The organism is Caloramator australicus RC3 (assembly GCF_000297115.1).
Lineage (GTDB): Bacteria > Bacillota > Clostridia > Clostridiales > Caloramatoraceae > Caloramator > Caloramator australicus.
On record NZ_CAKP01000154.1, the window covers coordinates 1 to 13,535 of the forward strand.

The following is a 13,535-nucleotide window of genomic DNA, read 5'->3' on the forward strand; positions in this document are numbered from 1 at the left end:
TGTGTTCTTAGCCTACCTATGAGGGATTGAAACACAGGAATAACGTATAATTCTGTTGAAAATATGAAAAGTTCTTAGCCTACCTATGAGGGATTGAAACCTTCCCTTCCTTTTCTCCCTTGGCTTCTTTTTTAGTTCTTAGCCTACCTATGAGGGATTGAAACACGGAAATTGGATACAAAATGCTGATATAGCACATAGTTCTTAGCCTACCTATGAGGGATTGAAACATGCTCATTTAGCAAATACAATGCCTCATAAATTTACGTTCTTAGCCTACCTATAAGGGATTGACACTATATACTACATTAGCTTCCATGATTTGTAAATGCAAGTTTTTAGCCTACCTATAAGGGATTGACACGTATCTCAATACTATAATTTCCTTTAGTAATGTCGGTTTTTAGCCTACCTATAAGGGATTGACACACAATTTTCTCGTAAGGTTGTCCTGTAACGGCAGCAAGGTTTTTAGCCTACCTATGAGGTATTGAAACTGGCATTCGTCCAATATCACTACCCAATCTTCGTTGGTTCTTAGCCTACCTATGAGGGATTGAAGCAATTTACTTTCTCTAAGGCACTAACGATGATACATTATAACCTATCTAATATTAGTGCAAAAAAATGTGAATGGCATTTAAAGTATAATTTTTTACGAGGTGATACATTGGAGGTAAATGGAACTTTAATTTGGTATTATAAAATATGCAAAAGACAAGTCTGGTTGATGTCCCACGGAATAGTTCCGGATCAACATGATGAAAATATAGATATAGGAAGATTTATACATGAGAACTATTACAAGAGGGACAAAAAGGAAATAAGATTTGGCAATGTTGTGTTTGACCTTTTGTATGAAAGGGGAAATGAACTTATAATTGGTGAAACAAAAAAGTCTTCGAAATTTGAAGATGCTTCAAAGTGGCAGCTCATGTTTTACTTAAAGATTTTAAAGGAAGCTAATATCAAAGCAAAAGGCATACTAAATTTCCCCGAAGAGAGAAAAAGTATAGAAGTTGAACTTTGCGATGATGCGGAAAGGGAACTTGCAAAAATTTTAAAGGAAATAGAGGATATTGTAATCAAACCGCATCCGCCTAAAATAGTTAAGACTAATTTTTGCAAGAATTGTGCTTATAAAGAATATTGTTTTTCCTAAGGAGGAGCCATGAAAAAGGATATTTATATTTTTAACAATGGAGAGCTAAAAAGAAAGGATAATACCCTTTATTTTGAAGGAAATGAAGGCAAAAAATATCTTCCTGTTGAAAATATAAACAATATATGGATTTTTGGAGAAGTTGACATAAACAAAAGATTTTTAGAGTTTGCTTCGGAAAAGGAGATATTAATTCACTTTTTTAATTTTTACGGCTATTACGTTGGGACGTTTTATCCTAGGGAACATTTAAACTCTGGATTTGTTACTTTAAAACAAGCTGAACATTATTTAGACCAGGAAAAAAGATTGAAACTTGCAAAAAAATTTGTTGAAGGTGCCGTTGAAAATATTTTGGTGGTGCTTAGGTATTATAAAAATAGAGGCTGTGATGTTGAATTGGAGATTGAGGATATAAGGCAAAACAAGGAGGGTATTAATAAGGCTAAAGATATAGAATCACTAATGGCTAATGAAGGGAATATTAGGGATGTTTATTATAAATGTTTTGATAAAATAATAAAAAAGGATGAATTTGTCTTTGAAAAGCGAAGTAAAAGGCCTCCATTAAACAAATTAAATGCTCTTATTAGCTTTGGCAACTCTTTATTATACACCTCTGTATTAGGTGAAATATACCAAACTCAGCTTGATCCAAGAATAGGTTATCTTCATTCCACCAATACCCGAAAATTCACATTAAACCTAGACGTTGCAGAAATATTTAAGCCTTCTATAGTTGATAGGGTTATATTTTCCCTTATAAACAAAAATGTTTTATCCTCAAAGGATTTTGAAAATCAATTAAATGGAATAATACTAAATCAAAACGGAAAGAAAAAATTCATAGAAGAATATAACGAAAAGCTTGAGACGGTTTTCAAACATCAAAAATTAAATGCATCTGTCAGCTATAAAAGATTAGTCCGCCTTGAACTTTATAAAATCCAAAAGCATATAACGGAGGATGAGGAATACCAACCCTTTGTTGTGAGGTGGTAATTTGTTTGTGATACTTGTTTATGATGTAGGTGAAAAGAGGGTAAATAAAATACTAAAAAAATGTAGACAATACCTAACCTGGGTGCAAAATTCGGTTTTTGAAGGTGAGATTACCGAAGGGAACTTAAAAAAGTTAAAAATGGAGCTCAATAGGATGATTAAACCTAATGAAGATTCGATAATAATCTATACTTTTCAAAATACAAAGTATTCAAATAGACAAGTTATGGGAATAAATAAAAATTATTTGGATATTATTGTTTAGAAATGAAAAATATTGTAAAATAATCTTGGAGGGTTTAGTTTGAAGAGGATGGTTTTGCTTTTTTCTCATGATTTAACACAAGAGCAAATTAAAGAGGCAAATGAAAGGTTCAATATAGAGGAATTTATAAAACTTCCTGAAAAATTGCAGCAAAAGTGGTCAAATGTTCCACCGGAAGGTGAATTTACCGAGATTTATTTTGATGATTTTAAAGAATTTATAGAAGATAATTTAAGAAAAGGGGACTTTGTTTTAATTCAAGGTGACTTTGGAGCAACAGTTTACATGGTTAATTGGGCCTTTAAAAAGGGCTTTATCCCTGTTTATGCAACAACTGTTAGAAAATATGAGAATTACAAAGGGGAAGACGGAAGCATTAAAAATATTCATTATTTTAAACATGTAAATTTTAGATTATATAAAGTGGAGTGATATTTTTGTTTGATGTAAGATGGACAAGGCTTAGATTCAAAATAGAACTTTTAGAGGACTCCTATCTTCCAACCCAGAAAAATTCGGCCCTAAGGGGTGGTATGGGAGCAGTATTAATTTCTTATTTTTGTATAAACAAAGGGCAATGTAAAGAATGTTTAATGGCAGAAAATTGCGTTGTTCAAAATATAATGAATCCCAAGTTAGAAGTAGAACTTCCCTTTACAAAAAATGCTAATACAAGTTCACCGGGTTTTGTTATAGAGTGCATGGATTATAAAAATGAATATAAAAAAGGGGATATAATCCAATTTGACCTTCTTATTTTCGCAAAAACTTTAAATTATATTCCCCAGTTTATATTTGCCTTTGATAAATTAGGGGAAAAAGGTTTTGGAAAAAATAGAGCTAAATATAGATTAGATGGTATATATAACAAGGAGGATAAGCTAATATTTAAAGATGGTGTGTTTTTTAAGGAAAACCTAATGATATTAAAACTAAGTGATTATATTTTAGAAAGACAAAAACAGATAAATAATATTAAAATTGTCCAATTTATTACCCCTTTTAGATTTATGAAAAACAACAAGCTTGTTGATGATATAGAATTTAAGGATTTTATAATCTCCCTTCAACGGCGCATAAGTATTTTAAATGCCTTAGAAGGAAGGATGATAAACAATTTTGAAACGGATGCTTTAGGTGAAATTGTTGAAAAAAATATCTATTGGACGGAGTTTAAAAGGTATTCTTCAAGACAAAAAAGTGCTATGAAGCTTGGAGGCATAAAGGGTAGAATAAGCTTTTCAAGTGATATCAATAACTTTAAAGAGCTTGTTATTGCTGGAGAGCTTACCCATATAGGTAAGAACACATCCTTTGGCCTTGGTAAATATGTGATTGAGGAGGGGAGTGATATTATTGAATAGTAATTTTAATTTTGAAGACTTATATCTTTCAGCCCTTTTACATGACATTGGTAAATTTTATCAAAGAACTGAGCTTGAAGAGGACAAGAAAATAATTTATAAGGCCTATGAAAGCATTTTTAAAGCAGAAAATGCCTATGGGCCAAGGCACCAGGAATGGGGAGCTTATTTTTGCGAAAATTTAAATTTAAACAGTAAAATTGTTCAAACAGTTAGAAATCACCATAACCCTTCAACTATAATTGAAAAAATAGTTAGAATAGCAGATATGCTATCAGCGGGTGAAAGGGAAGGAATAGATGATAAAGATGAAAATGTAAAAAATTTGATATCCGTATTAACTCTTGTAAATATTGGGAAACCAACAAAATCAAAGTATAAACAATTAAAAAAAGCATCTGATTATCATGAATTGATTGATGATGAACAAAAAAGTGTTGAAAAGGAATATGAAAAGTTATGGAAGGAGTTTAAAGAAATAATAAAGGATGAAAAAGATCATGAAAGGATTTATTATATATTAAAAGAATTTACACAAAACATTCCATCTGCATATTATTATTCAAGACCAGATATTAGTTTGTTTTCTCATCTTAGCACAACAGCAGCTATTGCAAGTTGTATTTATAGGCAATATGAAGATGAAATAATAAACGGAGATTCAAGGGCAATAGATTCATTGCTCACTAGATTAAGAAATAAACAAACTATAAACGATGAGGTCTTCTGCCTACTTAAAGGTGATATTTCAGGAATACAAGATTTTATATTTAATATTGATATGGAGGGGGCTTTAAAGTCCTTAAGAGGAAGATCCTTCTATGTTGCATATATTTTAGATATCATTGCTAGATATATTATTAAAAACGAAGGACTTAGTTTAAGCAATATACTATATTCAGGCGGCGGACATTTCTATATATTACTTCCTGCAAAGTCTATGGATAGAATTAAGCAATATCAAAAATACATAGATGAAGTCTTTTATAAAGCTCACAATCTAGAAGTATCAGTTCTACTTGCTGCAGAAAAATTCAGCGTTTCTAAGCTAGCTACAGCAAATTTCTCAGAAGTTTTCGATGGTGTTGGTAAAAGGTTATATAAGGAAAAAAACAGAAAATTTAATAGCATTTTAAATGACGAATTTTTCAAGCCAACAAAGCTTTTAGATGATATATGTCCGTATTGTAGACGAGAAATTAAAAATGATGAGTGTAGTTTTTGTAATTCCTTCAATGAATTAGGCGATAAGCTCTCTAAATATTCATATATTCGTATGGAAAATATAGAAGCTAAAATAGGAAACATAAATAATGTTTTTGATATTTTCAAATGCTTTGGCATAGATATGCAGTTCGAAAATCAAGGTAGCAAGAAAAGCTATGCAATAAATAAAGATAGAGCGGATTTTAAAAATTCAATGTTTTATATTAAAACAGCAAATTATGTATATAAAAATAAAAATGGCGTAGCAACGCTTGAAAATGTTGCAGATGAATCTGATGGAGTTAAAAAATGGGGAATATTGAGGGGGGATGTGGATAATCTAGGCAAGATATTCCACGATGGTTTAGGAGAAAATAAGTCTATTTCAAGGGTTGCAACCTTATCTAGTGAACTTGAAATCTTTTTTGGAAAATTTTTGGAAGAGTTTATAGAAAAAGAATATAAAAAGTGTAGTGTTGTTTATTCCGGTGGTGATGACTTTTTCTTAGTTGGTCCTTGGAGTGAATTACCTGATGTAGCATATTTGATTAAAGAAAAATTAAAAGAATATTCGGGTGGCAATGAAAATATTGCTGTTTCAATGGCAATAGAAATAACCCCTGATAAAAAATTCCCTATATACAGGGTAGGGATAGCGACTGGAGAAAGCTTAGACAAAGCAAAGGAATATGAAAGAAATGGTAAAGCAAAGGATGCTATTTTTCTATTTGGAAAAGCCATTGGATGGGAAGAATTTAATAGTCATAAGGAAATAAAAGATTTAATCGTAAAAGTTTTAGTAAACAAAGTTACAAGGAATATATTAAACATTTTCCATTCAATTTCATATCAAAGCAGAAAAGCGGAAGAAAAAGAAGAGATATTTAAAGCGTGGAGGCTTGTGTATTATATGGCAAGGCTTGAAGAAAGATATGGAAAATCAAAGGATGATTTAAAGAGACTTTTAAATCTTATATTAAATAAACAAAATAGACTTTATAAGAATCTTGAATCAGCAACAATTTGGGCTGATTTACAAACAAGAAGTTAGGAGGGATGAAAATGCCTATAAATGTTAATGATGCACAAAGCATTTTAAATCCAAGAGATGCTGGAGGAGAAATGCTTTTTAGAAAAGCAGAGGAAATTGGTAGAGAACTTGTTGACAAAAAAGTTTCCATGTCTCAGATAAGAAAGTTGTTTTCTGAAATAAAGAAGATAGAATATGATGCTCAGAAGAACTACCAATACAAACTTAGACTTTTAAAGGCACAAATAGGATATACATCTGGAAGATTTAGAGAATTTAGTTACTTTAAAGAGAGCTTTTATAATTTGATAGATAAGACTTTAAGCGGTGGGGAAGCTGAACTTAAACGATTTAAAGACTTTTTTGAAGCAACGATTGCCTATTTCAGAGCCTTTGGCGGCAAGTAATTTTAAGGAGGGATATTATGAGTTTTAAGGAAGTTACTTTTAAAGGTAAGTATATTGTTAATTTTGATATAGAACTTAAAACAGGATTACATATTGGGACAGCTGGAAATACTTTAGATATTGGTGGTGTTGATAATCCAGTTATAAAGGACGCCTTTGGAAGACCATATATTCCAGGTAGCAGCTTAAAAGGTAAATTGAGAAGTCTAATGGAATTTTATCATGATAAAATTAATGTAAATAATTTAGTTTATTCCGTTAAAAAAGAACAAAGAAGAGATTCAATAGTCATGCATATGTGTGGGGAAGAAGATTGTCCGGTTTGTAATTTATTTGGCAGAAATCATGGTGAACATGATGTAATTGTTAATGATGAAGGAAATTCTAGAAAAGTAGATTTTTCAGAAGTAGTAATGCCAACTAGACTCATCGTAAGAGATGCTTTACTTGATGAAAAGAGCATAACTGACGAAATGAAGGAAAATATGGACCTTGAATTTACAGAAGTTAAGTTTGAAAACAACTTGGATAGAATAACTTCAGCTGCAAACCCAAGGCAAACAGAAAGAGTCCCAGCAGGAGCAAGATTTAATGCTTCTATGGTTGTTACTGTATATGATGAAGATGGAAATAAATATGTTAAAGAATTGATAACTGCTTTAAAACTTTTACAGGATGACTATTTAGGAGGACAAGGAAGCCGTGGTTATGGTCAGGTTGCAATTAAGAATATAAAGATATCCTTCAGAGATATTGAATATTATAAAGGCCAAAGCAAAGAAGAAAAATTGGTTGCTAATGCGGATTCTTTAGACAAAATAAACTTATAGGATTAGGATGATGATTATGGAGAGATATAGGGTAAAATTAAATTTTACTTCACCTATTCATATAGGATATAGGGAAGGTGTATTTAATCTTACTGAGACTACTATTCATTCTGATACCATATTTTCTGGGATAATAAATTGTTATCATAATTTATTTGGCATAGCGAAAACAAATGATTTAGTAAGTAAATTTATAAATGGTGAAGAACCGTTTTTGGTTTCATCCTCATTTTACTATATCGATGATGAATACCTTTTACCAAGGCCAATGAGCATAAGCTTATTAGACTATGTAAAGGATTTTAAAAAGGAAAAGAAAATAAAATTTATATCTGAAAAAGTTTTATTTGGAAAAAGCAACAACGTATTCATCAAAGGAGAACTATTGCTCTCAAAGGATATAGATAAGGATATATATAAAATAGAAGAAAGACCAAGGGTTGTAATTGATAGGATTACCAATGGAACCAATATTTATTACAACAGCTGTTGTAGATTTAATGAAGGATGTGGACTTTGGTTTTATTTAGATGTAAATGAAGAATTTAAAGAAGAAATATTTGCAGCAGTAAAGCTTCTTGGAGATGAAGGAATTGGCGGTGAAAGAACATATGGCTGCGGACAATTTGAGGCATCCTTTGAAAAGATAAATATTAATAATAAAGAAGGAAAGAATTATTTATTATTATCATTATGTATTCCAAATAATAAAGATAATCTAAATGACTTAATATCCTATCAAATAACTGAAAGAACAGGATATATATATTCACCTTATATAACATCAAAAAGACATATGCTTTACAAAGTTATCAAAGAAGGAAGCATTCTAAAAAGTAAGTTTTTAGGTAATATAATTGACGATACGCCAGAAGGGTTTAATGCCCATAAGGTTATAAAATACGGTAAAGCCTTTGTTATTCCTCTGGGATTGGAGGGTTAAAATGAAAATCAAAAAATTTAGGTATGAGATGGAAATAATAAGTCCTACGGTTGTGACATCGGGAAACAATATAAATGGCTTTGAATTAATATATGATAGACGAAATGACAAAGTCTATGTAATGAATATCATGAAACTAATTAAGAATAGCAGAAGATATATTGATGCGTTTTTTACCTTTGATTATAATAGTAGGGATTTTCGTTTAGAAAATAAATTAAAAGAAATTGGCATAAATAATTACTTGAATTATGTAAAATATGAATTATCATTAAATGGAACGAGTTTTAAACCTAATTCAATAAAGGAAATAACAAAAACTTCAGGGAAACCATACATTCCAGGTTCTACTATTAAAGGTGCTATACGCTCAAGTTTAACAAGGGTGTTAAATAGGGAGAATGATTATAAGATCTCTCTTGATGAAACTGCTAGAAGAAGTAATGAAATTAGAAACCCAGAAAAACAAGCAGATAATAAAGCAGAAGAAAGAATTTTTGGCAGTCCCAATAATTCTCCATTTAGATTATTAAGAATATCGGATACTGAAACAAAGGATTATTCAGATTTAGAGCTTTATGATGTTAAGGTTATGAATATATGTAATAACAGGGTAAAGTGGTATACAAGGAGTGGAAACGTGGACAATATTGAGGGGGCAACATCTATTTATGTGGAAGCTTTTAAGGAAGGCACTATTTTAAAGGGACAGTTATCACAAGGATTTTTTGAAACTTTTAAAAACATAAACATAGCGAAGAGAGAAATAGAATCCATTGATACTGTTGAAGGTATAGTTAATAAGATACGAAATGATATTGACTTATATATTGATAAAGAAATTGAATTTTATTCAAATTATCATGTAGATGAGCTAGTAAGTTTCTATAGAAAATTAAAAAGTATGCAACAGCAACTTAGACCGAATGAATTTATAATACAAATCGGTTTTTCAACTGGGTATTTACCAAAAACAGTAGTTAGAAATATAGATTCTCGTTTTATAATAAAACTACAGCAAATATATAGGGGAAGGATATATAACGACTTATTTCCTAAAACAAGAAAAATTATAATCAAAAATGGTAAAATTTACAAACCCCTTGGTTGGGTAAAGATTAGGCTAATCGAATCATAGTCGCCATAGGGCGACATAATTTTTGGGGTGATTATATGGCTTTTAAATCAAGTAGCCAGGAGCTTGCCTTTTACAGACAAAAAATATTATATTTTTTAATCAATCATTCTGGAGAATATACGATTGATGATTTGACTAAAATGTTTGGATTTAAAAAAAGAAGAATACAGGATTTTATATCGGAATACAATCAAAATGGATTTGAAATTATAGTGAGGAAGGGTAAAATCTGTGTAGAAAAAGTTCCGGAAGTTTATGATTCCTTTAATAAGCTTTTGCTTTATCAAAACATGCAAAAGCTTGCCGTATTGCATGAAGTTAAAAAGTATGAAAACGGAATAAACAGAAGGCTTTTGTATGATATCGTATCAAGGGAAAAGGGTATAATTTGGGGTAATACTACTTATCATAACATAATAAACTTTTTGGCTGAAGAAGGTTTGATTTATTATGATAAAAGTTCTAATTTAATAAAACCTTTAAATAATATAACAGATAATCTTAATGATGATGAAATATTGGACCTTTTAATATTTTTAGATGTTGCAAGATTTATATCCTCTAAACCCAAGACGGTAGAGGGAATTTATAATAAAATAAAACTTCAGGCAAAGAAACAGGGGATTTATTTTAACGGTAAAAGGATATATTCTGTAAACAATCGAAGAGTTATCATATTCGATGAGATGATTTTAAAAATAATAGAAGAGGCGATTTTGGAAGAAAAGGCATTGAAGATAAAATATAAAAGCAATAGAGGGGATATTATCGATTTAACAGTAAATCCTTCTGGATTAATATATTTAGACTATAAGGATATGTGGTATTTGGTTGTGCAAAATAATAGGACTAGCCTATATAGATTAGATAAAATAATTCAAGTAGAGATTGTAGAAGGCAGTTTAAGCGGATTTAATAAAGACTTGTTTGAAGAAAGCTTTGGAGTATCTCCAGAGGAGCTAGAGGATATAATAATCAGATTTGATAAAGAACAATTTATATATAAAAAACTTATAAAATACAAAGCAGTGCATAAAAGCGCAGAAATAATTGAGACAGAAGATAGCTATATTTTAAAGGATAAGGTAAGAGGGGTTTTAGAAATAAAAAGATGGATAAGGGGATTTGGAAAAAGCGCCTATATAATAGAACCAAGAAGGCTTAGGGAAGATGTAATCAAAGATTTAGATCTTATGATAAAAAGGTATGGTGATATAGATGGATGAGGCGTATTATCTTATAAAGATAATTAATGCCCTTGAGGATGGCTCAAAGACAATTAAAGAATTAAGCGAAATAACAGGAATTGAAAAGAATAATTTGAAAAGGTTCTTTGCAATGGATTTAAAAAACGGAGGAAACCTTTTAAACTTTTGGAATATAGAGCTTTATGATGAGGATGGCAACAATATTTATTTTGCCGATTCATTTTTAGAAGATGATGATGTATTTCCAGATACAGAATATTATATGGAATTTTTAAAGGATGACGTTGAGGTCCTAATATTTAACGACGTAGCATCCTATGAACCAATAGGGCAATTAAGCGAAAAGGAAAGGTTTTTGCTTTTTGAAATTTTAAGTTTATCTAATTCAGAAAGATTAAATAGCATAAAAGAAAAGATTTTTGCATCTCAAAAAGAATATTATGATAAACTAAATAAACTGTCAGAAAGAAGGATTATAAAACAGTATATAAGCTTAAATGCCTTTGATAAAGGAATAATTGTAGAACTTTATAAAGCTATGGATAATAAAAATAGAATAATTTTAGAATTAAAATCTGGTAAAAAAATGAGCATAATTCCGCAGAGGATTTTATACGAAGATGATGCTGGAAGGTGGTATCTTGAGGCTGTAAGAAAGGGAAGATGCTTTATAATCGATTTAGACAACATCGTAAAAATATATAATGAAAAATGTATAAAAAAACAAACAATGGATGAAATTTATACAAGCTTTGGAATCGGCAAAAGAATAACTTATGTTAAACTTAGGGTTTATAACGAAAAAAACGCAAAGGAGAGGGCAATAAGGTTTTTATTAAGAAAAAACATAATAGAACAAAAAAGCTTTGATGATTATATAGAAATTAAGGCAAAGGTTTCAGATATTGCTGTGTTTAAACGTTGGTTAAGGGAGATGGGGCCATCAGTAGTTTTACTTGAACCAGGATGGCTAAGAAAACAAATCATTGATAGTTTATATTGCTGGAGAAGAATTTATGAAGAAGGGGAAAATTAATCCCCCTCTTTTCTTAATAATCATTAAGTTCAAATAAAAAACTAGACTTATACTTTTCACGTAAGCAGGGATTGTTTTTTATTTGATTGCACTCCAACTGATATTTATTATGGTCAAGCCATATTTTAAATATTTTTATTCCATCAATATCATTGTCCCAAAGAGCTCTGAAACAATATTTGCCATTCGACGAACCCTTATATAAATTAGGGTAATTAAATCCATAATTATTATTGTGAAATAACACACCAATTAAAGCGGAGCTATTGTCTTTGCCTTTACTATATGAATTTATTTTTTTTACCATTTCTAATATTTGAGAATAAATAAAATGTTTTGCTTCAGGATTTTGAGAGATAAGATTTTGCACTTCTTTAGTTACAAATTTTTTTGTTTGTAAATAATCTTCAAGAAGAAATATGCCAAAAGCATTTAATGCTACATATGTGGTGTTATTTATATCTACTTTTTCAAAGAAAAACGAGTTGTTTTCAATAAAATCTTTTTCTTTGTTATTTAGTTCATTTATGTCAACCTGTAAATTATTATTAATTTTTTTTATTAATTCTAAATGAGTAAGCAGTGCTTCGATGTCTATTTTTATTGGAATAGGAGGTATTTTCATTAGGACGATAGCATCTTCATATATGTATCCTGTAGAATAACCAAAAAAAGATCCAGCAGCATATCCAAGATATGTAATGAGCTTATATCCTCCTATAGGAGCAAAAAAAGTGTCTATTGTGTTGTATTTTAATAATTCGGATGATATTTCTTGCATAAAGTTACCTAATGCTCTATTTAGTTTAATTTTATCATTTACATCTACATAATCGATTTTTATTAGTTTAACATTTGCATCATAAAGCTTTTCAAAAATTTTCTTGTTGATTTCAGCTGCTTTTTTACCGCTTATAGTGTCAGTATGTAATATTGTTATATTTGGCTTATCTTGTAATTCGTTTTGCTTTTGAAGTGCATACAAGATTGAAAATTCAGCACTTACTTTGTTAGGGTTATTTTCAATTCCCTTTATAATATTATTTATATTTATCTTTTCAAGTATATGTTTTTTTGTTAATTCTGGATACAACTCGTGTATTATGTTATTTTTATTAAATAATGAGATTCCACCTGTCATAATTATATTTTTATATTTTATTTTCATGCTAATCACCTTTTTATTAATGTAATTTTAAATAATATATTACCATAACAAGTAAATATATTGTAATCGGCAAGTACTTTTGGAGAAATTTCGGAAATTTTTTATCCCGAAATTTTTCCATCTAATCATTAAATAGCGACTTCCTGTTTTCCAACCTGTAGCTTTTGCCTGTCATATTAAAAATCTCACATCGGTAGGTTAGCCTGTCCAATATAGCTGTGGTTAATGCTACATCCTGCAAAAGCTCACTCCACTCTTCAAACCCTTTATTAGATGTGATAATTATTGACGTTTGTTCATGTAGATTTGATATTAATTGAAAAAACATATTTGCTTCTTCATGTGAAATCGGTAAATATCCAATTTCATCAATTATGACAAGGTCTGAAGAGTATATCCTATTTATTTTACTTTTGCTTTTCCTTGATATATCCTGTGTTTTTAAATGATACATTAGCCTGTCCATCGTTGTGAAACTTACCTTGTATCCCATTTCAACAGCTTTGTATCCAAGTGCTATTGCAAGATGCGTTTTACCTACTCCAGGTGGCCCTAAAAATATTAGGTTATATATATTATCTATCCAGTCCATCTCTAAAAGCCTGTTTATCTGCTTTTTAGTTATTGATCTTTGAAACTCTGTGTCAAAGCTTTCTATTGTTTTTATCACAGGAAATCCAGCCTGTTTTAGCCTTCTTTCCTGTGCCTTTCTATTTCTTTGCTCTATCTCACCCTTTAATAGCTCTATTATCAAATCATGGTATGATAAATCTTTA

General features: G+C 30.0%; 14 protein-coding genes and 1 CRISPR repeat array. Of the genes, 12 read left to right on the forward strand and 2 right to left on the reverse strand.

Annotated elements, in window-relative coordinates:
- Positions 1–3 precede the first annotated feature (3 nt).
- Positions 4–563: a CRISPR direct-repeat array (repeat unit 30 nt; unit sequence GTTCTTAGCCTACCTATGAGGGATTGAAAC).
- 107 nt (positions 564–670) lie between these two features.
- Genes cas4 through CAAU_RS13520 form a run of 12 tightly spaced genes read left to right on the forward strand, consistent with a single transcriptional unit; the run spans position 671 to position 11,591 of the window.
- Complete coding sequence (gene cas4 / locus CAAU_RS13465) at positions 671–1,162, forward strand: CRISPR-associated protein Cas4 (protein WP_008909993.1); 492 nt, start codon at positions 671–673, stop codon at positions 1,160–1,162.
- A gap of 9 nt (positions 1,163–1,171) precedes the next feature.
- Positions 1,172–2,164, forward strand: a complete 993-nt coding sequence (cas1b, locus tag CAAU_RS13470) for a type I-B CRISPR-associated endonuclease Cas1b (RefSeq protein WP_008909994.1) — start codon at positions 1,172–1,174, stop codon at positions 2,162–2,164.
- A gap of 1 nt (position 2,165) precedes the next feature.
- Positions 2,166–2,429: a CRISPR-associated endonuclease Cas2 gene (gene cas2, locus CAAU_RS13475; protein WP_040306816.1), complete on the forward strand. Its 264-nt coding sequence runs from the start codon at positions 2,166–2,168 to the stop codon at positions 2,427–2,429.
- Positions 2,430–2,477: 48 nt separating this feature from the next.
- The gene (gene csx20, locus CAAU_RS13480; RefSeq protein ID WP_242822597.1) at positions 2,478–2,861 is read left to right on the forward strand and encodes a CRISPR-associated protein Csx20; all 384 of its coding nucleotides are present in this window, start codon (positions 2,478–2,480) and stop codon (positions 2,859–2,861) included.
- Positions 2,862–2,866: 5 nt separating this feature from the next.
- The gene (gene cas6 / locus CAAU_RS13485; protein WP_008909997.1) at positions 2,867–3,793 is read left to right on the forward strand and encodes a CRISPR system precrRNA processing endoribonuclease RAMP protein Cas6; all 927 of its coding nucleotides are present in this window, start codon (positions 2,867–2,869) and stop codon (positions 3,791–3,793) included.
- Entirely contained in the window at positions 3,786–6,050 is a 2,265-nt protein-coding gene (cas10, locus tag CAAU_RS13490; RefSeq protein ID WP_008909998.1) for a type III-A CRISPR-associated protein Cas10/Csm1, read from the forward strand. The genes cas6 and cas10 overlap by 8 nt, the downstream gene beginning before the upstream one ends.
- A gap of 11 nt (positions 6,051–6,061) precedes the next feature.
- A complete protein-coding gene (gene csm2 / locus CAAU_RS13495) occupies positions 6,062–6,436 on the forward strand; it encodes a type III-A CRISPR-associated protein Csm2 (protein ID WP_008909999.1) in 375 nt (124 codons plus the stop codon).
- Positions 6,437–6,453: 17 nt separating this feature from the next.
- Positions 6,454–7,266, forward strand: a complete 813-nt coding sequence (gene csm3 / locus CAAU_RS13500; RefSeq protein WP_008910000.1) for a type III-A CRISPR-associated RAMP protein Csm3 — start codon at positions 6,454–6,456, stop codon at positions 7,264–7,266.
- A 16-nt stretch (positions 7,267–7,282) separates the two neighbouring features.
- On the forward strand, positions 7,283–8,209 hold the full coding sequence (gene csm4 / locus CAAU_RS13505) for a type III-A CRISPR-associated RAMP protein Csm4 (protein WP_008910001.1): 927 nt from the start codon (positions 7,283–7,285) through the stop codon (positions 8,207–8,209).
- 1 nt (position 8,210) lies between these two features.
- A complete protein-coding gene (csm5, locus tag CAAU_RS13510) occupies positions 8,211–9,347 on the forward strand; it encodes a type III-A CRISPR-associated RAMP protein Csm5 (protein WP_008910002.1) in 1,137 nt (378 codons plus the stop codon).
- 35 nt (positions 9,348–9,382) lie between these two features.
- Entirely contained in the window at positions 9,383–10,573 is a 1,191-nt protein-coding gene (locus tag CAAU_RS13515; protein ID WP_008910003.1) for a helix-turn-helix transcriptional regulator, read from the forward strand.
- A complete protein-coding gene (locus CAAU_RS13520; protein WP_008910004.1) occupies positions 10,566–11,591 on the forward strand; it encodes a WYL domain-containing protein in 1,026 nt (341 codons plus the stop codon). The genes CAAU_RS13515 and CAAU_RS13520 overlap by 8 nt, the downstream gene beginning before the upstream one ends.
- Before the next feature lie 13 nt (positions 11,592–11,604).
- On the opposite strand, the gene CAAU_RS13525 is transcribed toward CAAU_RS13520, so the two are convergent.
- Together CAAU_RS13525 and istB are read right to left on the reverse strand one after the other, a co-directional pair.
- The gene (locus CAAU_RS13525) at positions 11,605–12,759 is read right to left on the reverse strand and encodes a hypothetical protein (RefSeq protein WP_008910005.1); all 1,155 of its coding nucleotides are present in this window, start codon (positions 12,757–12,759) and stop codon (positions 11,605–11,607) included.
- A 121-nt stretch (positions 12,760–12,880) separates the two neighbouring features.
- A partial coding sequence (gene istB / locus CAAU_RS13530) for an IS21-like element helper ATPase IstB (protein WP_040306821.1) occupies positions 12,881–13,535 on the reverse strand: 655 nt, incomplete at its 5' end.